Here is a 24,585-nt window from a genome sequence, read left to right on the forward strand (position 1 = left end):
GACGGCCCCAGGTGATGTCACCTGGGGCCGATCTGTCGGTGCCGCTGTCCAAAAACCCCGAACCCACCACCTTCGCGACCACCATCGACCACGATGAGGACGTGGACATGATCGATCTGACGGCGGCGGGGTTCGACGAGTGGGTCAGTGTCGAAAACCATCGGCCCGACGACACTCCCGCCACTTTCTGGCTTCCCGCTACCCAGCTGGTGACGCCGCAAGTCATCGACCGTCGCATCAACCACACCCACCAGGCACTGCTGACCCAGCGTCATGAGGGCAAGGCCGGTCACGGTCACCATGTCGCGGCGGCTCCCGGTGCGGTTGCCCGCCGCGTCGCCATGTCTGCGACGCAGTTGGGAATTGTCGCCAGGCTCGTCGTACCTGTGGTTGCAGCACGAACTCTGGGCCACGATGTCGATTTTCCCCGCCTGGAGGACGTCTGGTTCCAGGATGTGCTTCAGGCCCCGGTTCCGGTGTCGATGGCCTGGCAACCGGGGCCGGCGAAAATCACCGGCTCGGCGGTGGAGCGGATCACGGATGCCTTCATCGCGGCTGGGCTGAGCAAAATTGTTGCCCGCGACAACCTCGCGTCAGCAGTCAGCACCTCGGTGGTCATGATTTCGCGCTGCCGTCCCGATCTACGTCAGGCCGCCATTGACGCTGCGAACGAGTTGTTGATCATGGTCGATCCTCGGCCTGGGATCACCGCCGGTCCAGGGTTCAAGCGACGCAGTTGCTGTCTCTACTATCAGGTCAGTGGCTCGCGAATCGCCTGTTGCGGAGACTGCGTCTTGGTCTGAGTGACGATCGCCGGCGGTTCGTGATCATGGCGCGCAGAACCCGTCGGCCATCGCAACCGTCCGACGTCAGCTGGAGCCAGTCCGTTACCGCGCAGCCACCCGAACCAGCGTTCCGCCCAGCTCTCCTCGGTCTTGACTGTCCTACGCAGATCCAGCCTCATCCGTCGAACGGGCCCCGCACACATGTGGTCGACTTCTTGAAATCCCCATGATTCCAACCAGGTTGTCGGCGCAAGACGCCTGTCAACGTATGGGCCGACGACACCACCGGCCTCAATGACCGGAACTGCCCCATGCAGGCGTGCTGCCAGGAACGAGATGCGCACTCGCCCCCAAGAAACGTCATGCCGATGGGGTAGGAACCCCACCAGAACCGCACCCCCGGGTGTGCGGGGAATTTTCGACATGGGGTGTTCGGCGGGAAGGCAGGATTCGGGTGCCACGAGGATGATCCCGTCGAGTTGGTCTGCGTGTCGGCTCGCGACCCCGAAGAACCCCCACGCTCGGCAAGCAGCGTCAGCCCAGTCAGGAAGAGGTGAGTCGACGTCGATCCCCCAAGGACGAAGTTTTCCGGAAACACCCGGCGATGCGGCATCTTTCCTCGTCAGAGTCGTCAAGTGTCTGATCCGCACGATGCCTCCTCCGATGAGCCCACGCGTGGCCTGTGGCGATGACGGCACCAACAGGCTTTTCCGCGATGTCCTGTGGGTGACATAGACCACACTCGTATGAGTGTCATTCTAGGTTTCCAGGGTATGGGTGGGGCACAGTGGGAGGGTGAGCAGTACAGACGACTTCACCAGGCAGCCTGTCCCTTCCGCCGATGACGTGCGCATCGAGGCTGCCGCTGCTGCTCCCAAGACCGCCGCAGCCCCCGCGAGCCGGCGCGTCGACACCACATTCGACAAGTTCCACGACCGTTACTCCCTGCGGACCTTGGGCTTGAAGACCTCACCGGTTCGCGCCCTCTTCGCGGTGGCGAACCGTCCCGAGGTCGTCTCGCTGGCCGGTGGCATGCCGAATATCGCTGACCTTCCCCTCGATGTCGTCGGCGCATCGTTGAGAGAGCTCGTCGACACGCACGGCTCCGTCGTCATGCAGTACGGATCGGGGCAGGGCGAGCCGGATTTTCGCGAACACATCTGCGAGGTCATGGCCGTCGAGGGTCTCATCGCTGACCCCGATGACGTCACCGTCACCTGCGGTTCCCAACAGGGACTCGACCTCGTCACGCGAATTTTCTGCGACCCGGGTGATGTGATCATGGCGGAGTCCCCGTCCTACGTCGGAGCCCTCAACACGTTTGCCTCGTACCAGGCCGACGTTGTCCACGTTGACATGGACGACGACGGCTTGGTTCCAGAGTCGCTACGCGAGAAGGTGGCAGCCGCCCGTCGTAGCGGCAAGTCGGTGAAGTTTCTTTACACGATTCCCAACCACTCGAACCCGTCGGGGATTTCCCAATCGGTCGAGCGGCGGCGTGAGATCCTGGCCGTGGCTGACGAGCTCGACCTGCTCGTCGTCGAGGACAACCCGTACGGTCTGCTCAATCTCGACGAGGATCCCTTGCCGACATTGAAGTCGATGGATCCCGACAACGTCGTCTACCTGGGCTCGTTCTCCAAGACCTTCGCGCCGGGATTCCGCGTCGGATGGGTGCTCGCCCCGTCATTCGTGCGCGACAAGTTGGTCCTCGCGCAGGAGGCGGCAACCTTGTGCCCGCCGGTCTTCTCCCAGTTCGCGATCTCCAGTTACCTGACCCATTGGGACTGGCGCGGGCAGATCCGCAGCTTCATCGACATGTATCGCATTCGTCGCGACACCATGCTGGCCTCCTTGGCCGAGCACATGCCCGAGGGGACGACGTGGACTCGCCCCTCCGGCGGATTCTTCGTCTGGTTGACGATGCCGGGGGCAGTTGACTCGGCGGCCATGCTTCCTCGCGCTGTCACCAAGCTCGTTGCCTACACCCCGGGGACGGCTTTCTATGCCGACGGACGTGGACAGCGCAATATTCGGCTGTCGTTCTGTTACCCGACGCCTGAACGGATCAAGGTTGGCGTCGAGAGGCTGGCCGAGGTAATGCGTGAGGAACTCGAGATCGCCGAGACCTTCGAGCTGGCTGACGGCCGGCGTCGTAGTCGCGATCTTGGGCCTGGGCCGAACCTTGCGTGATGTCCAACGGACCGTCGGGAAGTGTATGAGGACTCTGCCCTCCGGGGTCGACGCTGAGCTGTCTGGGCTGACCGGGGTGACCAGGCCGGTAGGGCTGGCCGGGCCTACTGAGCTGATCGGGCGGTTGCCAGGTAACCGCGGTGTGCGCGTGGCTTTCGATGCCTGAGTCCTTCAGGGGCGGCGTGCTGCATCGTAACCGCGGTGTGTACGGGGCCCTAAACTAAAAACAGACGATTTATCGATTTATCGGCGAATCGATAGGACGCACCCGTCTGCGATACAATTGTGAGCCCTGTCTGATCGTCCGAGGAGGGTCGGTATCCCCGTCACCGTCTCGACGCTGGTTCAATGGTTCCATGTTGCAACCAGTCGTCGTCCTCGCAGGGGGGCTCAGCCACCAGCGCGACATTTCGTTGAAGTCAGGTCGGACCGTCGCCCAGGCATTGCGGCGAGTCGGACATGAGGTCGTCGAGACCGATATTGACTCCTCCCTCATCGACACCCTGCGAGCTAACGAGGGGGCCGTCGTCTTTCCCATGCTGCATGGCGGTCTGGGAGAGAATGGCGCCCTCCTTGAGGTCCTCAAGCTCATGGGTATCCCCTATGTGGGGTCAGGACCGGCGACCTGTCGCATTTCCTTCGACAAGTCCATCGCGTCGCGCGCTGTTGCCGCCGCTGGTGTCGCCACCCCGCAGCAGGTAGCTCTCCCCCACGACATCTTTCGAGAGCTCGGAGCTCGGACGATCATCCGGTCGATTACGGAACGCTTCGGACTTCCAGTCGTTGTGAAACCAGCTCGCGGTGGGTCCAGCTTGGGCGTCACGAAGGTCGAAGACGCAGCTGACTTCGCCCAGGCCGTCGCCAATGCCTACGCCTATGACGACATGGCAGTCGTTGAGGAGTTCATTGCCGGTACCGAAGTTGCGATTGGCATGATCACGACCTCTGAGGGAACACAAGTACTGCCTGCCGTGGAGATCCGCCCGGCGGGAGGTATATATGACTACTCAGCGATGTACACAGGAGGCGAGACCCGTTTGACGGCTCCAGCCGACATCAGTGATGAGGCTGCCCAGTTCGTAGCTGAGACGGCCCGAATCGTCCAGCGGGTGCTTGATTTCTCTGGTATCTCTCGAGTCGACGCCATCATCGATGAGGCTGGCCGTCCCGTCTTCTTGGAGGCTGGCGCTGCTCCCGGGATGACGGCCACATCCTTGGTTCCTGTCGCCCTGGAAGCTGCCGGACTGGATCTCGGAGAGGTGTGCTCTCATCTTGTCACCGACGTCTCCCGTAACCATGGTTAAGGGCACTACGACTTCACAGACCAGTCCTGCCATCCGCGCCAAACAGGCAGTGATCATGGTCGTGGGTATCGCGGTTGCCGGTGTCATGGTCGTCCTCGGTCTATGGCAAATGAACGTCTTCGAGTCTCAGCGGGACAACTCCACCCAGGCACGTATTGATCAGCCTGTCATCACGTGGGACAAAGCTCCCACGCGATCTGAGGTTATGACCCAGTATGGCCGCCGAGTGCGGATTACCGGCACCTTCGAACCGTCGACGGCCACGTTGGTTGGCACGTCATGGCCAGTCAGGGCTGTCGAGGGCGTACGTCTCACCTCCGGAGAGACGATCGCCGTCGTCAGAGGAGAGATTTCTCAAGGCCAAGAAGTTCCCCCGGCTCCCACGGGAACCGTCACATTGACGGGTGTTTTGGCCGCGTCGGAGTCCGCAAATGAGCCTCACAACCCACAGATGCCCGCCTCCACACTGCCGTCACTTCGCTTGGAGGTGCTGACCCAAACGTGGCCGCAGCCATTGGTGCCGGCAACACTGACCCTTGACGAGCAAGGTGCCCGTGCCCAAGGTCTGTCCCCTGCCCAGCCGACACTTCCTCAGGGAGACGGGGGTGAACGTAATCGTGGCTACGCCCTTCAATGGTGGGTGTTCGCGATCTTTACCATCGCCATGTCCATCGCCTTCACCAGAGCCGCAGGGAAACGACAGGACTGATTCGCGGCTGTTTTAGCGGCGATTGGTTGGCGTCAGTACTCTGTTTCACGTGCAACATAGCGACGATGTGACAAGCGACGAGTTCTACGCTGCCCCCTCGGCAAGTTCGCCAACACGAGCCAGCGGTGGGGCTGACGGTGCTCACAATCCTGGGATCAGTTCTAGCTCAACCGAGTCCGCCGCGGTGCCCGTGCAGGAACCGTGGATTGAACCCGACGACATCCCCGGGCTGCGCAAGGCGTTGATCGCGTACCGGGTCATGGCTTACATCGTGGGCACCCTTTTGGTTGTTCTCGTGTGCGTGGCAATGCCGCTCAAGTACGCCGCCGAACAACCAACCATGGTCAACGTCGTCGGCATTGCTCACGGATGGCTGTACCCTGTTCTTCTCATCACTGCCTACATAGTGGGTCGCAAGGCAGGATGGCCGCTCACGAGGCTGCTCGTCATCGCACTGGCAGGAACGGTGCCGTTTCTATCCTTCGTTGCCGAGTACTTCGCTCGTAAGGACGTTAACCGCCGTATTGACGACGCGAGGGACTACTGGACTCATCACGAAGCACCCGTCGAGTAACCCCACCTATGCACTTGGCAGCTGCCTGAAATTGGGGGGACGGCGAGTGACTGGACCCTCATTCCATGAGGCGTGCCGTCTTGCGTATTTGGTTGACGACGCAAGACCCTGGGGCCCTCTCACAACGCCCGCTCTACCTGCAACTTTTGCTGCACCACAACTAGGTCGTATTTGACGACGACGCCCCGGCCGACATGCCAGTGTTAGCCACGACATGCGTCGGTCAAGTGTCACTTTGACAATATGTCGATAAGTCGCTCTAACTCTTCATTGTCGTTGAACGCCATAGTGATGGTGCCCCGACCGTTCTTCCGGTTCACCTTGACCACGGTACGGAAGCGCTGGGACAGTTCATCCCCCAACTTCGCAGCCTCCGTGTCCCTGCCAGGCTTTTTACGCTGATGAGGCTTGACGTCGGTGGTGTCGTCCAGCGTCTGCCGTACAAGCTCTTCGGTCGCGCGCACTGACAGACCTTCTTCGACAACGCGGTCGGCAATGGTCCCCTGGAGGTCAGGATCTCCCAGTGACAATAGAGGGCGAGCGTGTCCGGCAGTGATATCACCCTCAAGCAATCGCTTCTGAACCGGTGCGCTCAGCTTGAGCAGTCGGATCGTGTTGGCAATCTGCGAACGAGAACGCTGGACCCGCTCAGACAGCTCTTCCTGAGTACAGCCAAAATCATTGAGCATCTGCTCGTAAGCCGCAGCTTCCTCCAACGGATTGAGCTGGACACGATGGAGGTTCTCGAGCAGGGCATCTCGCAGCATGTCCTGACTGGCTGTCGTGCGTACAATCGCGGGGATCGTCGGCAAACCGGCCTTTCGGGTGGCCCGCCATCGCCGCTCACCCATGACGAGTTCGTAGCCATCGTCCACAGGCGTGACGACCACCGGCTGCAAGACGCCCACTGTCTTGATCGATTCAGACAGCTCGGTCAGCTCATCATCGTCGAAGATCTTGCGTGGCTGATGGCTGTTGGGCCTCACCTTGTCAACATCAATAAGTGCAAACGTGGATCCTTGGACTTGGTCGTTGCCAGTGTCGTTCCCGGAGTCTTCTGCTTGATCAAGGATCTCGTCATCAAGATCAGTCCTCTGGAAGAACTCCCCAAAACCGCGACCCAATCCGCTGTGCTTTGCTCCCATCGTCACGCCTCCCCAGGAGTGTAGGTATCAGACTCACTGCGATGCTCATTAGAATCTGCAGCACATGCGTGCCGCTTGGCGAATTCCGCGGCGGCCTCACGGTACGCGACTGCCCCGGCGGACTTCGGGTCGTACGTCAGGACACTACGGCTGTAACTCGGCGCTTCCGATATGCGAACAGACCGCGGAATCCGTGTCCTCATCGTTTCACGTGCAAAGTGGCTGCGAACCTCCTCGTCCACCTGCGTGGACAGCCTGGTCCTGCCGTCGAACATCGTCATAAGTATCGAACCAAGGCGTAGATCCTTGTTCATCGCCCGGCGGACGGCATCAATAGTGCGCATGAGCTGGGTGACGCCTTCGAGAGCGTAATACTCACATTGAATGGGCAGCAAGACCTCGTCCGCTGCCACAAGTGCGTTGAGAGTTAGCAGGCCGAGAGACGGGGGGCAATCAACGATGATGTAGTCAACGTCGTGTGTCTTCAAGTACTTACGTAGCGCCTTCCTTAAACGACGCTCTCTCCCTCTCACATCAACGAGTTGAAGTTCTGCTCCAGAGAGATCAATCGTCGCCGGTACAACGTCAAGACCGGGTGCCTCCGGGCTATTTTGAGCGACTAGCGCCAGATCCTCTTCGTCGATGAGCACCTCGTAAGTACCGGGCGTACCTTCTTCGTGCTCGATCCCAAGGGCGGTCGAAGCATTCCCTTGGGGGTCAGCGTCGACCACGAGCACCTTAAGACCGCTCATAGCCAGGGCAACGGCAAAGTTGATTGCGGTCGTTGTCTTTCCCACTCCGCCCTTCTGATTGGCCACGACGATCGTCATCGGCGACGTCGGACGGGGGAGTGTCAATGGCACGGCCGATATCGTCGTGTCATCGCTGCAGTCGGCGGTTGGATCCGCTGCGTCAGGCACCTCAGGTCCATCAAAGGCCGCCCGCTTAGGTGCTCTGTCATAGATGGGGACCTCGTCGGTCATGCGCATCCTTTCAGTTGCGAGCGGGAGTGATGTTCCACGTGAAACACCGTTGCTCCGTCACTCTACCGGGCAGTGCTCCCGATCCAGAGAGATTCTTCTTTCTGTGGATAACTTCTTGTGTTGTCCACATGAAGCTGTGGACAACTTCGCAGTCGTGGCAGTGCTGCGTCCTCTTCAGTCTTGGCCAAAAGACCTCGCATCCGATGACTCGTCGCCGTACTGCGGCTTCTAAGTCCGAAAACGCGGCCTTCTATGCTGAGGCTCACGTCCGATGACATGAGATCGCAATGCACACCAAGCGCCGGTCATGTATGTGATCATGGTTGACGGACTCGCCAGGGTCGACACTCGAGGCTTTTTCTCCATGGGGTTTCCTGTGTTCTGGACGTTATGACGGCGACCGCCACCTGGGGTTATCTAGCATCGCGACCGAGGTCGAGGCACCTATGCCTACGATGGCAACGCTCCATGATCAGTTTTCATGCCACGCTAAGGGTTGCATCGAATGATCGTGCTAGGTCTACCACAGAAGACAGTTCGATCGCTTGGTCGGCTTGTGGCCCTAACTGTTGTGTTGACGGCTTCGATGGTCAGGAAGGCCGCCGCGGCTGTTGACTTGTTCTTTCCCCCCTCGGGAGCACCGTTGCTACTGTCGTCCGCATCATTGCCGCTGGTCGATTAATCTTTCCGAGCGTTGTGACGATCTATCTGGTCCATCACGTGTTCGGCCGTTGCGTTGGGGAGGACGAAGTGTGGCCAATGCGTTGCGGCTCTACGGCGACCAGTCTTGTGACGTACTCTCGATGAGCTCCACGGCACAATTCATCGCCATGCCAGGGACGACTCCTGACAATAACGCGTGCAATGTCCTAGCGAACAGACACGTGGAGTCCGTGACACGGTGTACGACAGATCGTCGTCCATGGCCTCCCACCGAACAGGAACCTAGGGCATTCGGAGCAGCACGACCACAAGATGACGGGATCAGTGGCCAACAACCAGTCCTGAACGTCCTCACAACCTCAAGGCAGTCGACACCTTCGTTCTAGCAGCTATGGTGTGCCCATCACACCGTGATTCGTGTTTCACGTGAAACAGCGCCGCTGCACCGTGGTCGGCCTGACGTTGAGTTGCCGAAGACTCTATAGACGCAACCGATATTTCCCTGGGTCACTTCCGACTCCGTGAACTTCGTTCGTTGCCCACTCATACCCGTCCGACGCCTGGCGTTGCCATCGGAGAACCGATCCGCTGGCGCCAACCTCGTCTTCGGCATGCCAGAGATAGCTGGGACATCACCTACCTGCATAGTTAGCCCCGTCCATTACGTTGACCATTACTCGCAACATGCTTGTAACAGCATGCCCGTTGGGAACACCGACGATCGCAAGCGCCACGAAACCTTATCGCCAGGCAACAATGATCATGAGCTCGCACCTGATGGGCGGCGTTGAGACAGATAGGATGCGAATCTCGGCGACATCCGGGTCACGGATCAGCCGGGCGCCATAAACGGACGGGGATATCCCCGTGAACAATCCTCACGACCAAATCTCATCGCTCAGGCACACGCCCTGTCACGCAGTCCCCGCGCGACGAACCCTTACCGCGCGCGTCACTTCTGACGATGGATCGGCGCGGACGAGAAGTACCTCAGCAGAAAAGTGACGCTTGGAAAGCTCCTTTCGCGCTTCAGCCACCTCGTCGTCGGCGGACTGCCCCTTCAAGGCCAAAAGACAACCCGTCGTTTCGAACAAATTCGCCGTCCATCCAACAAGGGTCGCCAGCTTTGCAACCGCTCTTGACACGACGACGTCAACGGATATCCCTGCCGTTTCGGCGCGATCTCGCACAACCGTCACCCGATCGCCGAGGCCAAGCTCGTCGACAGCCTCTGTCAGAAAATTGGACCGGCGCAGCATTGGCTCGATGAGGGTCATGTCCAAGTCTGGTCGCAAAATCGCGAGTGGAATACCAGGCAAGCCTGCTCCGCTCCCAACGTCAGCTACTCGCGATCCTTGCGGAATCAGGCTTTCCAAGGCTGCGCTGTTGAGGATGTGACGCTCCCACAGCCGATCAACCTCGCGGGGTCCAATCAATCCCCACTCGACTCCGCGAGTGGCCAATATATCGACATATCGTTTAATAGTTTTATATCTGTCGCCATATAGCCGTTCAGCAATCGGATCGTCAGTCACATGGATCATGTCAGACATCCTGCCATCTCAACATTAGGTCGTGAGGGTTGCTCTCTCACTCATCACAATTCAAGCGCTCACTTGCCATTCGTCCAGCCCCAGAATCGTGGCTGCTCGTAACGCGCACGTGCCATCGGCTTGTGACGTGCACGTGCCTTCGGCCGCCGTCGGGATCCACCAGTGGGACTCGGCTTCGTTTATCCACAGATGACGGCTCGTCTCAACCCCGTTCCGAACTCGGGTATCGGTTCAATGACACGCTGAATGGTCCCCGGTCGTCTCGTTTTCACCCATGTACGTTTTTCATCCTGGTGTGTCCACTCAGATGGATATCGGTCTCGACAACCTGGAATTAGTCACCAGCGGGTACCGTTACGTGGCTTTGTCAACGCTGGCCACCAGTGAGTATCTGATGAGCCATCGGCCTACGACACCATGATCACAACCATGAAGCACCCACAAACGACGGACGTGCACCGGCTGACTCTATGTCGCTCCGAGCTCGCGTCATCAGACTCGCCGCAGACGTGCGCAGTGCTCAAGTCGGGGGAGCGGTCACCACCGAATAAGTTGCCATCGGCTTTGAGCCACCCAGTCTTGAACAGTTAGCCCCCATGATCAATTTCGGGTGGCCCCGGTCGAGATCATCTGGGGTGAGGTCCCGTGCCTCGTTGGAACCGGATGTCCCGCGTCGTCCGTTAGCTCCCGACCCTTCGCGTCGCTCCCACACGTCAACAGGCATCACGCCAGGAGAGACGGAGACGGAGACGGAAAATATGGAGAACTCGCTTCCGCACCTCAACGGGCATCAGGTATAAATAAGATACCGACGGTATTCAACAACTTGCACAGGACGGGTTCTCAGACATGTAGTTCATCGATCCATGTCACGTACCGTCACAACCGGCTTCAGTAGGACACGGTGACGACGACACTCGTGGGCCCTGAAAACTCGCATTACGGTTTGGACTCGTAGATCCAAAGTCTTGGATTCGCGCTTCCAGACTCGCGCATCCAGGAGGCAGGGTTCCGTACTCACAGGTTCAAGTCCTGAAGACCGAGGACCATTCCCTGCACCGTACGGCAGGGTTCCGCACGCAGGATCGCATATTCACGGGTTCGAGACTCCTTCATTCGATACTCGCGAGTTGCGGACTCAGCATTACGCACTCAATCCGCTGGACTTACGGTTCCGGTTCAAGCTCGTACTCATCGTTTCGAACTCAGGGTTTCTTTAACGCATAGGACTCAACGGTTTCCCTCCAGGCACACGGTGGCGAACTGGTCTCCCTCCCCGCCCATCAAACTCAACTCTCGGGTGATATGTACAACCCCACACAACCTTGCCGATCCTTTCATCGCCGGCAAACATGTTCCCTGCAGCACTCACGGACACCGTTTGAAATTTCTTCACGTGATGCAGCAAGCCATAGCTGTTGACCTGTCGACGCTTGAACACCCGCAGCGAAAGCTCACACTCGACGCGGACCAGATCCGTCAAGTAGGCCAAGACAATTCACACCTCGCTCAATCCCACTCAAGTCGGACCCACGCCCCACTCAACCCCGACCCACGCCCCACTCACGCCCACTCACGCCTAGCGCAAGTCCTACTCACGCCCCACTCGACCAGTAGTCCTTCACAAACTCCCATGTTCCACGTGAAACGCCTTGCAGCTATATATCTGTTTATCGATATATATCTTAATCTCTCCGACGCTGGGAATCGGTCTGACAACTGGGCATCGGTCCTACAACCTGCCAGCGCCTCTCATCACTGAGGGGTTCTCATCGTTGCGCTCACAGGACTCGTCAACACCATCGACACTTCACACACAGACCCCACACATCAACGGCCCACGGCCCTATCAAGGGCCTACGACCCCACGCACCGAAGACCTAAGGCCTACACACATCAACGGCCCCACACACAGACCCCCACCAAGGACCCGCGCCTGGGAGACATCACTTCAGGCAAATCTCGTCAAAGGTTGCCGTCGTCATCCGAACGTTCACCGGCACTTCGTCGCCGACTTGGACAGGCTCTCCTGGCCCGCCGCAAAAGACCAACGAAGAATGCATGTGCGGAGGCTCCGCGAAGATCGGGTGCCGTCCCGCAATGGTGAAGGGGCTTCGTACCCGTCCGACCATATTCGCCACAGCTTCAGCCCCCCGTACGAGCCATCGCCGCACAGAATCAGCAGACATCGGCGCGGACAAGGCCACGCCATGAGCCGTTCCTCCCGACACCACGACGATGTATCCGTCACGACGCGTCTTAATCCGGTGATAACCGACCGGCGTTGCCTTGGGCAGCCAATGCACGTCGAGCACCGTTCCCGTCACCCGGTATGCGTCAGCGTCACCCAGCCACAGTCGAGTCCCGACACGCATCCGCACCGGGACATCGAGTTCCTTCGACAACGTGATGTAGTCATCACAGCTGAGATGGGAAAACCAGATACCCCGGGACGCCAACGGATGGCGCATGACAATTCGCGCCATCTCGCGACCTTCGTTCAGCGTTGCCCTTGAGGGCCGGTGAACCGTCCATCCCCTCACGTTCAAACCGTCAAGATCCAGCGCTGCGACCTCATCTGCTCCCACACCGTGGCGATGCATGGAGGTCTCCACCTCGACGAGGATGGGCGCGCTCGGAGCAAGGTCGCGCACAGCAGCCACGTCTTCGACCCGCGAGATCGTCGTGACAACCTTGGGATCGCTCAACAACTCAGTGGCCACCTCGTCACCGGGTCGCCACGGGTTGAGGACGACGACATCCTTGTCCCAGCCATGCTCACGGACCGACGCCACCTCTTGGGCCACGCCAACGGCGATGACATCGACACCCAGGCGCTGAGACTCCTGCACCGTCAATGCGTGTCCAAATCCGTACCCATTTCCCTTGGTTACTGGCACGATACCGGGGCAGGAGGCAACGAATGCGGCCAGATGGTTGTGCCAGCGTTGCTCATCAACCGTGAGTTTGAGCATGTCAGCGTCTCTTCATGTAGAGGTCAAATGCCTTGTACAGGATCGGATTGATCGGCTTGTCCCATTCTCCCGGGAAGGCCACCGCTTGGCCGCCGCTACCGACCTTGAATTGGATAAGCCCAATTTCGGGGTCATCGGAAGCCACACCAGCAACAATGCCGCGCATGTCATACACAGCGCATCCTGCGTCATTGGCAGCCCGGATCATGGCCCATTGAATCGCATTGGACCCACGCACCTCACGCTTGGCCGTGGTCGATGCACCATAGGAGTACCAGGCGTGCTCACCGACGGTGACGAAAGTCGTTGCGGCGACGACATCGCCGTCATGTTCAGCGAGGAATACCTGCATTCGGCCCTGTTGTTCAGCATTCAAAACGTCCCACATGCGCTCGAAATACTCCAACGGACGTCCTGTGAAACCGTCACGCTCGGCGGTTTCCAGGTAAACCTTGTGGAATTCCTGCAGATCCTCACGGGTGCCGAGCCTGACCTCGACGCCAAGCTTGGTGGCCTTCTTGATGTTGCGACGCCACAGCTGGTTCATGCCTTTAAGGATCTCGTCCTCAGTCTTCTGGGTGCCGTCCTCGTAGCGCAAGGGAAGCTGGAAGTTGAACTGTGGCTGACCAGCGGTGAATCCGTGGACACTCTGGTCGCTCACCCATCCACCCTGCTTGAGCACCGATATGACACGCTGCCCCTCAACCGTCGTCACGTCCGGTTCCACCTCAGTCAGTGAGGTGACGGCATCGTCGGCAATGGCGTTCTTGATGGTCTTGGTGCCCCACACGCGGTGCACGACGGCCGGCCCAATACGCACGGCAAAAGTTTGACGCTTCTTGACGTGGGCAATCAACGCGTCAAGGTGCTCGCCGATGTCATCGCGAGACCAGTCGAGGACTGGTCCTTCGGGCAGGTAGGCCAGGTAGCGCGGCAGTTTGGGAAGTTTGCGGTACAGGATCAGTCCGACGCCAGTGAGCTCGTCACCGTCGTAGAACCCGACACGTTCCCCTCGCCACTCCGACTTCACCCGCGCCCATGCTGGGGTTTGCAAGAACGACGCCGACCCTCGAGCTGCGATGAACTCGAGCATCGTCAGCGCGGAAATGGGGCGAACGGAAATCGTCACTTTTTTGAGTATAATCGTTCCGAAAACCCCTGTCAACAATGACAGCCGTGTCCGTCGGGGTCATTGGTTCCCAGCGGCCTCGCCGCTCACGTCAACATGGGGCCGCAGTGGAGCTGGGGCGAGAAATCAGGGACAATGTGAATTGAGCGAGCCTACCGAATACATGTCACTCGCGCTCAACGGGCCGTGTACACAGTGGAGCCCGGCGGGCATGACATCCGCCGGGCTCCACTGATTTAACACGGTACGCGTCACTGCTCCTGAGTGATGACCACGTGGCGTTTGGGCTCAACACCCTCCGACTCGCTGACAAGACCCGCAGCCGCAACGGCGTCGTGCACGATCTTGCGTTCGAAGGGGTTCATGGGGGCCAGGTGAGCCGGCTCACCGGTCTCCTTGACCGACTGAATCGCCTCCGTTGCCAAGGCCACCAGCTCCTTGCGCCGCGACTCCCGGTACCCTGCGACGTCGAGCATGAGGCGGGAGCGACGCCCGACCTCGGTCATGACGGCCAGGCGGGACAGCTCCTGCAACGCCTCCAGGACCTTGCCGTCCTTGCCGACGAGGGTTTGAGAATCCGTGACGATGGAGACGTGGGCTCGCCCGCTCTCCACATAGGTGTCGATGTCTCCATCCAGGTCGGCGATGTCGAGGAGTTCCTCGAGGTAGTCAGCGGCGATGTCACCTTCCTCCTCCAGGGGCTCACCAGACTCCTCGCCGGCGGCATCATCCTCGGTATCGAGGTCGACCTCGTCGGCCATCCCTTCGGTGCCAAGATCGTCGGTATCCAGATCGCCGCGGTCCTCACCTTGATCGACGTCGACCTGTTCGATGCGCTCGCTGCTCTCGCTCATCGTTGTTCGTCACCTCTCAAAATCAACCAGCCATGCTGGTCAGTGGAATGGTTCGTGGCGGGCCCAGGGCCCGGCCTCACTTCTTGCGTTGGGCTCGCGTCTGCTTGGCAGGCTGCTGACGCCGGACGACCTGACGACCACCATTGGCGTCCTTGCGCACCGTCTGACGGGTCACTCCCTGACGAGCCACCATCGGCTTCTCGCCATCCTCAACGGTTGCCACCGGGGTGGGGGCGACAACCTTGCGTCGACGCTTCTCGCGACGGGCACGCTCGATCTCGTCGGGATCCTTGCCCTTGGCAATCATGCGCTCACGCCAGTCGATGTAGGCCGGGGTGTTGGGCGTCGGGTTGTTGCGAATGAGGATCTCCTGCTGACCGAGGGTCCACAGGTTCGAGGTGCACCAGTAGAGCATGACGCCGATCGGGAAGCTCACGCCCGAGAACAAGTACATCAGCGGGAAGAGGTAGATCATCATCTTCTGCTGCTGAGCCATGGGGCCGGTCAGGGATTCCGGCGGCATGTTCTTACGCATCAGCTGAAGCTGGGTGTAGAACAGCGTCGCCACCATGATGACGATGAGGACCAGGGCGACGACCTGGGTGCCGCCAAAGCCATCGTTCATCGGCAGGAATCGACCGGCCAGCTCAGCACCGAAGAACTTGGCGTGCTGCAGGGATTCCATGAGCCCCGGGTTCTCGGTGAAGAAGTGACCGCGGGCGGTACCGCGGGAGGCACCGTCGAGCACACGGAACAGGGCCAGGAAGATTGGCATCTGCAGCAGGACAGGCAGACAGGACGCCGCCGGGTTGACCCCTTCCTCGCGGTAGAGGTTCATCATCTCCTGACCGGCGCGTTCCCGGTCGTCGCCATACTTCTCCTGGATGGCCTTCACCTTCGGCTGGATGAGCTGCATCGATCGCGCAGAGTTGATCTGCTTGACGAACAGCGGCACCAACAGCAAACGGATGAAGATCGTCAGACAGACGATGGCCAATGTCCACGACACGCCGGAGTCGCGGCCGAACAGCGGCGACCACAGGTAGTGGAAGAGGACGAGCAGGCCGGACACCGCCCAGTACAGCGGCACCATGATGGCGTGCCCCATCGCGTGGAGGGCGCCGCCCAGGCCGAGTATGACCAGCGGGTTGAGCATCAGTTCTCACCTCGGGTGTGGGAAGGGGTACCCATGTGGGTACTCCCCGGATCGGTGTGTCCGGGGATGGTTCGTGGGGCCGATTCGTGATTGCTCGGGTTCTCACCCGTCAGGTCATCGGCTGGTTTGGTGGCAGAGGGCGCGAGCTCGGGGTGAAGTTGGTGCCATTGCCGTGCCTCAAGGGTGCCCGGCACTGGGTCGTACCCGCCGTCGGACCATGGGTTGCATCGCAGGATCCGCCAAATGATCATCGGCGTGGCCCGAAACACCCCGTGCACCTGGAGGGCTCGCAGACCGTAGGCCGAACAGCTCGGCTCATATTTGCAGACGTCCCCGTAAAGCGGAGAGATGAAGGCCCGCCAACCCTTGACGAATCCAATGGCCAGCCATGTGAGGGGACGAAACTTCCGCAGCGTTCCCCACACGCTCCTGCTGCCATCTGGTCTCCGTGCTGGTACCGCTGCAGCCATCATCGCAGTTTCCGTAGTGCCTGGTGCCATGCGCCGTCGAGATCCTTGGCGACCCGATCTGGTTGGGTCGCGGCAGGTGGCAAAGCCCTCACGACGACGACAGTACCGTCGTCGAGTTCGTCAACGAGGGGACGACACAGGTGCCGCAGGCGACGCTTCACCCGATTGCGGGTGACAGCATTTCCCACGGCCTTGGACACGACAAAACCGACCCGTGGCGCAAGCTCGGGTCGGGATGGTGATGGTCCACCGGTACCGAAGTTGTCCACAGCACCTGTGGACAACTCGGTGCTGTCGGTCGGGTCAGGCTGGACCTGTGCACGTCGCCCGGCGTGGACGACGAGAGTGGGACGGCCAGACCTGACGCCCCCGCGGACCGCGGCACGGAAGTCACCGGGACGGTGCATCCGCGACCGGGCGGGCAGCATGGAGACTCAGGCCGACAGCTTGGCGCGACCCTTGCGGCGACGAGCGGCGAGGATGCCGCGGCCGGCACGGGTGCTCATGCGGGAACGGAAGCCGTGGTTACGGGCACGACGACGATTGCTGGGCTGGAAAGTGCGCTTCACGGGGATGTTCTCCCTTGTGTCTCGGGGATCACCCGGGGGATCGACGCGAGCCGGTCCCATATGTCCGGGGCGCCCGGATGGGCGCAGGGGAAGTGGACGCTGAAGACAGCGACCGGATAACTCTACGTTGTCGACCCCGTCGTCGGCAAACTGACGACCACACCCCACGCAGTCATCGAACAACACCCGTGAAACCACATCGATGTAGTCTCTGACCCGCCTGGCAAGCCACTCAAACCGGTTGCGGATGGTCCCACGACTCACTAGCGTTCGACAGTGCGGTACCTCTGTGGTGCCTTGTCACACTGGTTGTGGAAAACTATGTGGACAACTCTCGACGATCTCTAGGGAACAGGTGGTGGAATGTCCGACACCCCGTTCGGCGACGCCGACCACCCCCATCCCGCGCCAATCCACCCTGACGCCGTGTTGCCCCCACCGATGAGTTCGCAGCCGGCCACCAGTGATCCCACCGAAGCGCTCAACGCGGCCTGGGATGAGATCCTCACGAAGGTTTCCAAACCCAACCGAGCGTGGTTGTCCAACACCACACCGGTGACGATGTATGGCTCGACCGTCATGATCGCCGTCCCCAACGAGTTCGCCCGTGAACGCGTCGAGTCCAAGATGCGTCATGAACTCGAGGAGCTCCTGTCCGACCAATTCCACAAGGGTATCCACCTGGCCATCACCATCGACCCCGACCTGGAATTGGCCCTCGGCGCCCCCGACCATGACGAGGAAGAGGATCCCCTCCCACCGGCCCAATTCGTCCCCAAGGTCACCGTCGGAGCAGCTCAACCTGCCACCGAGCCTGCCCAGAGCATCGATGATGACGAGGGCAATCGACTCAACCCCAAGTACACCTTCGACTCCTTCGTCATCGGCGCTTCCAACCGGTTCGCCCACGCGGCTGCCGTCGCCGTCGCTGAAGCTCCCGGCAAGTCGTACAACCCGCTGCTCATCTATGGCGGCTCCGGACTGGGCAAGACCCATCTGCTGCACGCCATCGGTCGCTACGTCATGTCGTACTACGACAACGTCACGGTGAAGTACGTCTCCACCGAGGAACTCACCAACGACTTCATCAACGCCATCGGCACCAACCGCACCAGGGAGTTCCGACGCTCCTACCGCGACGTCGACGTCCTGCTGGTCGACGACATCCAGTTCCTGGAGTCGAAGATCCAGACCCAGGAGGAGTTCTTCCACACCTTCAACACCCTCCACAACGCTCAGAAGCAGATCGTCATGACCTCCGATCGGCCGCCAAAATTGCTGGAGGCCCTTGAGCCTCGACTGCGCAGCCGATTCGAGTGGGGTCTGTTGACCGATATTCAGCCTCCGGACCTGGAGACTCGTATCGCCATCCTGCGACGCAAGGTTGCGGCTGAGAAGATCGAGGTCGAGCCGGATGTGCTGGAGTTCATCGCCAGCCGTATCCAGACCAACATCCGTGAGCTCGAAGGTGCCCTCATCCGAGTGACGGCCTTCGCCAGCCTCAATCAGCAGCCGGTGGACATCTCCTTGGCCGAGATCGTCCTCAAAGACCTCATCCCGGAGGGCCGAGAGACCCTGGTGACCCCCGAGCGGATCATCGTCGAGACGGCCAGCTACTTCGAGATTTCCACTGAGGACTTGCTGGGCACCTCGCGCGCCCAGACTCTTGTCACTGCGCGCCAGATCGCCATGTATCTGTGCCGTGAACTCACCGATCTGTCGCTGCCCAAGATCGGTGCCGAGTTCGGTGGCAAGGACCACACCACGGTGATGCACGCCGACCGGAAGATCCGCGCTCTCATGGGGGAGCAGCGTCAGATCTTCAACCAGGTTTCCGAGATCACCAACCGCATCAAGCAGTACTGACCGTCCTGACCCCGATACGACATCGGCACACGTCGTCATCGGCACCAGAGAGCATCGACACAACAGGGCATCGGCGCGCTCATTCCCTCCCCATACTTGGGTGTGGACAACCAGTGGACAGTCGGGGGACAACCTTGGGACGACGTCGGTCATCCACAGACACCCTGTCGGCACACACATCCAGTCCACGTCGTCATACACATCTGCAAAAACTCTGTGACAAGCGGATTCATTGGTTATCCACAAGATCCACAGGGGTTATGACCATGAAGGAAGGACAGACATCTCAATCTCTTAAAAGTCTGTGGGTGTGGATGTGGGGACAAGACCTCCTGCGTCGTGGCTCACCCCTGCCCGCTCCAGTGACCGGAATCCCTGGCAGTGCCGCCACACCCTCAACGTTGGCATCACGTGGGTGTGATTCGTCCTCGGGCTTGGATATGATCGACGTGCAAGCACCATGGGGTGCACGACGCCAAGTCAAGGGGACGCAGTGAAAATCCGTCTGGAACGCGATGTCATGGCCGAAGCTGTCGCCTGGGCTGCCCGCAGCCTGCCGAGCCGGCCGACAGTGCCGATCCTGGCTGGACTGCTCGTGCGCGCGGAGGGCGACTCCGTCGTAATGTCGGCCTCCGACAACGAGACCAGTGCCCAGATCACCCTCCCTGCTCAGGTTGACGAGCCTGGCGAATCCCTGGTGTCGGGCAAACTGCTGGCCGACATTGCCCGCAGCCTGCCCGCCAAGCCAGTCCAGATCACCACCGATCCCGCCAAGATGGATCTGGTCTGCGGGTCTGCCCGCTTCACTCTGCAAGCCCTGCCGGTCGACGAGTACCCCGATCTGCCGCAGATGCCCACAGCCACCGGAACCGTTGAGGCCGATGTCTTCTCCCGGGCTGTCGCCCAGGTCGTCGTGGCTGCTGGACGTGACGAGTTGCTGCCGGTCTTCACCGGAGTGCGTGTCGAGATCAACGGCGAGGTTCTCTCCCTGCTGGCTACCGACCGTTACCGCATGGCTCTCAAGGAGATCACCTGGAACCCCGCCGCCACCGACGCCGAGGCCACCGCCTTGGTGCCGGCCAAGGTCATGAATGAGACCGCCCGCTCCATGACCTCCGGCGAGCACGTCACCGTCAACCTCTCCTCGGGTGACAGCGGTGAGGGCCTGGTTGGTTTCGAGGGGGACGGTGCCAACGGTGTGCGTCGTATGACCACCCGCCTGCTGAGTGGCGAATTCCCCAAGGTCCGTCACCTCATGGACATCAAGGCCACCCGATCGGTGCGTGCCCGTACCGACGAGCTCATCAACTCGGTACGGCGTGTCTCCCTGGTGGCAGAGCGCAACACCCCACTGCGTATGGTCATCAATGACGATTCGGTGGCTCTGTCGGCCGCCACCGGTGACCAGGCCCAGGCATCCGAGGCCATCGAGGCCGTCGTCACCAACCACGTTGACGGAGAGCCCACCATCACGGCGGCCGGATTCAACCCGCACTACCTGTCCGACGCCCTCGGCGCCTTGGACACCCCCTATGTGCACTTCTCCTTCACCGCTCCCGGCAAGCCCTGCCTGGTGACCGGCCTCAATGACCTTGACGGCAAGCCGGAGACCGATTACCGCCACGTCATCATGCTCATGAGGCTTCCCTCCTGAGCGATCTTCACGGCACAGGCAGGCCGTGTCGGCGGGCATGGTCCGACAAGGCCGACTTGTGGGAACTCCATAGCACTGTGAGGTGTGGACAAGTGGCATGGGGTGCCGGATTGTCCGGTTAGCAGGGTTGTCACACTGTTGGCATGACAACCATCGCTGACGTCCGGACCGAAGTTGACCGCGTCTTCGATGCCCTCAATGCGCCTTCCTGGCCCGATCCCCATGCCGGCAATTCGATAGCGGCCGAGGAGGAGTACAGCAGGGTCACCGATCCACAGCGGTATCGGGTTCTCATGTTGCGTCTGCAAGCGTGGCAGCAGGCCCTTTCCACCCTGTGTGACGTCGACGTCGACACCATGTCCCAGGGGGAGGACCGGTTGCAGCAACGCTGGTCGAGCCCGCATGCAGACACCCTGCCGCTGCACGTGTCGGTCGTCACCTTCGACCAGGTTCCCTTTGTCGGACTGTCCGTCACCTGTGACGCCGACCCCTTTGACATCGTCCCCGAATGTGCCTGTGACGCCTGTGACTGCGGGTCGGACGACCTGCTGGCCGTCCTCGACGACGACATGACGGCCCTGGTCGACGGGAGTCTGGTCGTCATCGTCGCACCCTCGGCCGCAGATCGGTCGGCCTTCCGGCTGGTGGCCACCGCCCGACGCTGTGCGTTGGAGTGGGGAGGAGATGGCCCCGCGCCGCTGTCTGAACCGGAAGCCGTTGTCGATGCCATTCGCAGCGGTGACGATCCCCTCCTGCCTGAGGGCTGTGTTGTCCTGCACGGTAAGCCGTGGTTGTCACACACTTGGCTCCGGTAACCTGACTCGGGCGGCCTGGCAGCGGTCGGAGGGAGGTCCGGATGTTCGTCGAGCGTCTCGAACTGGTCGATTTCCGCTCCTATGTTCGCGCCGACGTCCCCATGACAGCGGGAGTGACGACCTTCATCGGTTCCAACGGTCAGGGGAAGACCAATCTTGTCGAGGCCGTGGAATACCTGTCCACCTTGTCGTCACACCGCGTCAGCAATGACACCCCGCTGGTGAGGCTGGGGGCTCGTCAGGCCGTGGTGCGTGGCCGAGTCCGTGCCGGGGCACAGGATTCCCGTAGCCTGCTGCTGGAGGTCGAGATCAATCCACGGCGTGCCAATCGGGCACGGATCAATCGTGCTCCACTGACCCGACCTCGCGAGATCCTCGGGGTGTTGCGAACCGTGGTGTTCTCGCCCAATGATCTGGCCATCGTCCGGGGTGATCCGTCAGATCGTCGTACCTTCCTCGACGCCCTGGTCGTGACGCGTTGGCCTCGGATGGCCGGGGTGAAGGCGGATTACGAACGCGTCCTCAAACAGCGCAATGCCCTGCTCAAGTCCTTGGCTGGCAGGGGGCCCTCGGCGGGGGCCGAGATCGGCGCGACCATGGAGATCTGGGACGACGAGTTGGCCACCATCGGTGCCGAGCTCCTGTCAGCCCGGTTGGACACCTTGTCAGCCGTCATGCCGCTGACCTCGACGGCCTACCGCGAGATCGCCCCGGTCAATGATGTGGCGACGGCCTCGTACACGTCGACCATCGACCTCGACGGACTGTGGTCACCTCCCCAGGAGGGCCAGGCTCCTGAACCCATCGACCGCCAGGAGTTGGCGAACAGATTCCTCGATGCCCTGGCGAAAAGGCGAGTCGACGAGCTCGTCCGCGGCGTCACCCTCGTCGGTCCACAGCGTGACGACATCGTCCTTCACATCGGGGACATGCCGGCCAAGGGGTACGCATCCCATGGCGAATCGTGGTCGTTGGCGCTGGCCTTGCGGCTGGGGTCGTTCCAATTGTTGCGTGACGACGGCATCGAACCGGTTCTCGTCCTTGACGACGTCTTCGCTGAACTCGACGCCACTCGGCGTGATCGGCTGGCGTCTGCTGTCATCGAGGCAGATCAGGTCCTGGTGACCGCCGCGGTAGCATCGGATGTTCCCGAGATCCTGCGGGGGAACAGGTTCGACGTCGGTGGTGGCCAGGTTCTGCGTCATGAAGGGAGTGACGATGACCAACGGAGGTGATCCGTGGGAGCAGGGTGTCCCTTCTGAGGAGGACCGCCTCCTGGCAGCTGACCATGATGACGAAGGGGTCGACGTCGCCCTGGCCATCGCTCGGACTGCCCGTGGTGAACCAGCGGGAACCGTGCGTCGTGACGATGCCGGTGAGGTGTTGTTGCCACCGCCCCGACGCTCCACGCAGACCAGACGTCGTCGTGCCCCCACGACCCCGACATGGTCTGGCCCCCGCAAGGATGCCCGCGACCCGATGGTCCTGGGGGATGCCTTCACCAACCTTGTGAAATCCAAGGGATGGGGACGTCAGGTCAACCTGCACCTGGTCTTGTCACGCTGGCCAGAACTCGTCGGCCCCACCAATGCGCAGCATTCCCGTCCGGTCAAGTATCAGGGCACCGTCCTGACCGTGCGTACCGAGGCAACGGTGTGGGCGACGTCCCTGCGCACCATCGCTCCACAACTGGTCGCCGAACTCAATCGGCGGCTGGGAGAGGGGACCGTCACCAAGGTCATCATCGAGGGACCGACCGCCCCCAGTTGGAAACACGGTCCCAGGTCCGTGCCAGGTCGGGGCCCGCGCGACACCTATGGCTGAGGAACGCTGATTGTCGAGGGCGTCGATGCTGAGCGAAAACCCGCGAGAGTATTGGCTCACATGGGTGAGACCCGTAACGTTGTTGTCGCTCATGAGGAGGTCAGATGCAGCGTTTGGTCGGCGAGGTTCAGCACTACGACTGGGGATCGGAGCAGGCAATCCCCGAGATTCTCGGCGCACAGCCGGATGGACAGCCGTGGGCTGAGTATTGGCTGGGGGCCCACCCCAAGGCTCCGTCAGCTCTGGCCGATGGGCGCACCTTGGATCAGTGGCTGATCGACCATCCCGCCGAACTCGGCCGGGCCAGCCGCGACGCCTTCGGTGATCGCCTGCCCTACCTGCTCAAGATCTTGTCAGCCTCCCATGCCCTGAGTATCCAGGCTCACCCGTCTCGTGAGCAGGCCGAGAGGGGATTTGCCGCTGAGAACGAGGCGGGAGTGGGCCTTGGTGAGCCCCATCGCATCTTCCGCGACGACTGGCCGAAGCCTGAGATGATCGTCGCCCTCACAGACTTTGACGCCCTGTGTGGTTTCCGAGACCCGTCCTCCTCCCTGGTTCTGCTATCGGGGTTGGGGAAGGTCGACGGACTCGATGACGTCCTGGCCCCCTTGGGTGAGGCCGACGGACTGGCCAAGGTCGTCGCGACGGTGCTGTCGGGGGACGAGAAGGTTGCTGCCGTCGTGGAAGGGGTCGTGTCAGCCTCCCGTCAATACCTCGAGGAGGGCACGGACGAGGCCATCCGAGGGCTTGCCCGCACCGCCGTCGAGTTGTCCCAGGACCATCCCGGTGACCCGTCCATCCTCGTCGCCCTGCTCATGAATCGGGTGCGTCTGGCACCTGGCCAGCAGATTCACCTGGGAGCTGGCACCATGCACGCCTATCTGGGCGGTACCGGTGTGGAGATCATGGCCAACTCCGACAATGTCCTGCGTGGTGGTCTGACGAGCAAGTACATCAACGTCGAGGCCCTGCTCGACCACGCCATCATGACTCCTGAGCCATGCGTGGGTGAATACCCGGTTCAGGTGTCGACAGGAGTGGCCGTCTACCGCACCGATTTCCCGGAGTTCCGGCTGTGGGCCCTGCAGGGACACGACGACACCCTCGCCCTTCCGGCCACCGATTTGGGACGGATTCTCCTTGTCACCCACGGACAGCTCGTTGCTCATTGTGGTGGTGAGGATTGTGAGTTGAACCGTGGTCAAGCGGCGTGGCTGCCGGCCGGCGACGAGGTGACGGTGAGTGGCCAGGGCCGTGGCTTCCTGGCAGGCGCCGGGGTGGACGTCGACCACTCGTGAACTGATCGAGGTCTGAGAGGCGGCATCACACTGCTGACGCCGTGACCCCCACTCCCGGACCCCGTG

General features: G+C 61.1%; 22 protein-coding genes. 11 read left to right on the plus strand and 11 right to left on the minus strand.

From position 1 onward, the window contains the following. Window positions 1-101 precede the first annotated feature (101 nt). Window positions 102-803 carry a (2Fe-2S)-binding protein gene (locus tag O6R08_RS11130; protein WP_271419393.1) on the plus strand — a complete coding sequence of 234 codons (702 nt, stop codon included), beginning with the start codon at window positions 102-104 and terminating at the stop codon, window positions 801-803. Here O6R08_RS11130 and O6R08_RS11135 read toward each other — a convergent pair. Then, the gene (locus O6R08_RS11135; RefSeq protein ID WP_271418153.1) at window positions 752-1,435 is read right to left on the minus strand and encodes a hypothetical protein; all 684 of its coding nucleotides are present in this window, start codon (window positions 1,433-1,435) and stop codon (window positions 752-754) included. The genes O6R08_RS11130 and O6R08_RS11135 overlap by 52 nt on opposite strands. Before the next feature lie 196 nt (window positions 1,436-1,631). On the opposite strand from O6R08_RS11135, the gene O6R08_RS11140 reads away from it, so the two are divergent. The 4 genes from O6R08_RS11140 to O6R08_RS11155 all read left to right on the plus strand — a co-directional run bounded on the left by O6R08_RS11140 (window position 1,632) and on the right by O6R08_RS11155 (window position 5,565). Next, window positions 1,632-2,978, plus strand: a complete 1,347-nt coding sequence (locus tag O6R08_RS11140) for an aminotransferase-like domain-containing protein (protein ID WP_271419394.1) — start codon at window positions 1,632-1,634, stop codon at window positions 2,976-2,978. Window positions 2,979-3,334: 356 nt separating this feature from the next. After that, on the plus strand, window positions 3,335-4,282 hold the full coding sequence (locus O6R08_RS11145) for a D-alanine--D-alanine ligase family protein (RefSeq protein WP_271418154.1): 948 nt from the start codon (window positions 3,335-3,337) through the stop codon (window positions 4,280-4,282). Then, window positions 4,275-4,991 carry an SURF1 family protein gene (locus O6R08_RS11150; protein WP_271418155.1) on the plus strand — a complete coding sequence of 239 codons (717 nt, stop codon included), beginning with the start codon at window positions 4,275-4,277 and terminating at the stop codon, window positions 4,989-4,991. The genes O6R08_RS11145 and O6R08_RS11150 overlap by 8 nt, the downstream gene beginning before the upstream one ends. Window positions 4,992-5,040: 49 nt before the next feature. Beyond that, entirely contained in the window at window positions 5,041-5,565 is a 525-nt protein-coding gene (locus O6R08_RS11155; RefSeq protein ID WP_408640109.1) for a DUF3817 domain-containing protein, read from the plus strand. Window positions 5,566-5,795: 230 nt separating this feature from the next. On the opposite strand, the gene O6R08_RS11160 is transcribed toward O6R08_RS11155, so the two are convergent. From O6R08_RS11160 to rpmH, 10 genes are all read right to left on the minus strand, one after another. Beyond that, a complete protein-coding gene (locus tag O6R08_RS11160) occupies window positions 5,796-6,716 on the minus strand; it encodes a ParB/RepB/Spo0J family partition protein (protein WP_271418157.1) in 921 nt (306 codons plus the stop codon). Beyond that, window positions 6,713-7,699, minus strand: a complete 987-nt coding sequence (locus O6R08_RS11165; protein ID WP_271418158.1) for a ParA family protein — start codon at window positions 7,697-7,699, stop codon at window positions 6,713-6,715. Before O6R08_RS11165 ends, O6R08_RS11160 begins: the two co-directional genes overlap by 4 nt. A gap of 1,571 nt (window positions 7,700-9,270) precedes the next feature. Continuing rightward, a complete protein-coding gene (gene rsmG, locus O6R08_RS11170; RefSeq protein WP_271418159.1) occupies window positions 9,271-9,900 on the minus strand; it encodes a 16S rRNA (guanine(527)-N(7))-methyltransferase RsmG in 630 nt (209 codons plus the stop codon). A gap of 1,955 nt (window positions 9,901-11,855) precedes the next feature. Next, on the minus strand, window positions 11,856-12,884 hold the full coding sequence (locus O6R08_RS11175) for an alanine racemase (protein ID WP_271418160.1): 1,029 nt from the start codon (window positions 12,882-12,884) through the stop codon (window positions 11,856-11,858). A 1-nt stretch (window position 12,885) separates the two neighbouring features. Next, the gene (locus O6R08_RS11180) at window positions 12,886-14,013 is read right to left on the minus strand and encodes a lipid II:glycine glycyltransferase FemX (protein ID WP_333907900.1); all 1,128 of its coding nucleotides are present in this window, start codon (window positions 14,011-14,013) and stop codon (window positions 12,886-12,888) included. Between the two features lie 251 nt (window positions 14,014-14,264). Continuing rightward, a complete protein-coding gene (locus O6R08_RS11185) occupies window positions 14,265-14,774 on the minus strand; it encodes a Jag family protein (RefSeq protein WP_408640159.1) in 510 nt (169 codons plus the stop codon). Window positions 14,775-14,943: 169 nt separating this feature from the next. Continuing rightward, window positions 14,944-16,023, minus strand: coding sequence for a membrane protein insertase YidC (yidC, locus tag O6R08_RS11190; protein ID WP_271418162.1), 1,080 nt, complete (start codon window positions 16,021-16,023; stop codon window positions 14,944-14,946). Continuing rightward, complete coding sequence (gene yidD / locus O6R08_RS11195) at window positions 16,023-16,496, minus strand: membrane protein insertion efficiency factor YidD (RefSeq protein WP_271419396.1); 474 nt, start codon at window positions 16,494-16,496, stop codon at window positions 16,023-16,025. The genes yidC and yidD overlap by 1 nt, the downstream gene beginning before the upstream one ends. Next, the gene (gene rnpA, locus O6R08_RS11200) at window positions 16,493-16,921 is read right to left on the minus strand and encodes a ribonuclease P protein component (protein WP_271418163.1); all 429 of its coding nucleotides are present in this window, start codon (window positions 16,919-16,921) and stop codon (window positions 16,493-16,495) included. Before rnpA ends, yidD begins: the two co-directional genes overlap by 4 nt. A 6-nt stretch (window positions 16,922-16,927) precedes the next feature. Then, window positions 16,928-17,062 (minus strand): 50S ribosomal protein L34, encoded by a 135-nt coding sequence (gene rpmH / locus O6R08_RS11205; protein WP_004810058.1) that lies wholly within the window; start codon window positions 17,060-17,062, stop codon window positions 16,928-16,930. Window positions 17,063-17,425: 363 nt separating this feature from the next. On the opposite strand from rpmH, the gene dnaA reads away from it, so the two are divergent. From dnaA to manA, 6 genes are all read left to right on the plus strand, one after another. Next, a complete protein-coding gene (dnaA, locus tag O6R08_RS11210) occupies window positions 17,426-18,928 on the plus strand; it encodes a chromosomal replication initiator protein DnaA (protein ID WP_271418164.1) in 1,503 nt (500 codons plus the stop codon). A gap of 493 nt (window positions 18,929-19,421) precedes the next feature. Next, window positions 19,422-20,582, plus strand: a complete 1,161-nt coding sequence (gene dnaN, locus O6R08_RS11215; RefSeq protein WP_271418165.1) for a DNA polymerase III subunit beta — start codon at window positions 19,422-19,424, stop codon at window positions 20,580-20,582. A 143-nt stretch (window positions 20,583-20,725) separates the two neighbouring features. Then, window positions 20,726-21,397, plus strand: coding sequence for a DUF6226 family protein (locus O6R08_RS11220; RefSeq protein WP_271418166.1), 672 nt, complete (start codon window positions 20,726-20,728; stop codon window positions 21,395-21,397). Between the two features lie 41 nt (window positions 21,398-21,438). Next, window positions 21,439-22,632 carry a DNA replication/repair protein RecF gene (recF, locus tag O6R08_RS11225; RefSeq protein WP_271418167.1) on the plus strand — a complete coding sequence of 398 codons (1,194 nt, stop codon included), beginning with the start codon at window positions 21,439-21,441 and terminating at the stop codon, window positions 22,630-22,632. Further along, complete coding sequence (locus O6R08_RS11230; protein ID WP_408640110.1) at window positions 22,601-23,221, plus strand: DUF721 domain-containing protein; 621 nt, start codon at window positions 22,601-22,603, stop codon at window positions 23,219-23,221. Before recF ends, O6R08_RS11230 begins: the two co-directional genes overlap by 32 nt. A 104-nt stretch (window positions 23,222-23,325) precedes the next feature. Continuing rightward, window positions 23,326-24,519 (plus strand): mannose-6-phosphate isomerase, class I, encoded by a 1,194-nt coding sequence (gene manA / locus O6R08_RS11235; protein WP_271418169.1) that lies wholly within the window; start codon window positions 23,326-23,328, stop codon window positions 24,517-24,519. Window positions 24,520-24,585 lie beyond the last annotated feature (66 nt).

The sequence above is a fragment of the Cutibacterium equinum genome, assembly GCF_028021195.1.
GTDB classification, from domain to species: domain Bacteria; phylum Actinomycetota; class Actinomycetes; order Propionibacteriales; family Propionibacteriaceae; genus Cutibacterium; species Cutibacterium equinum.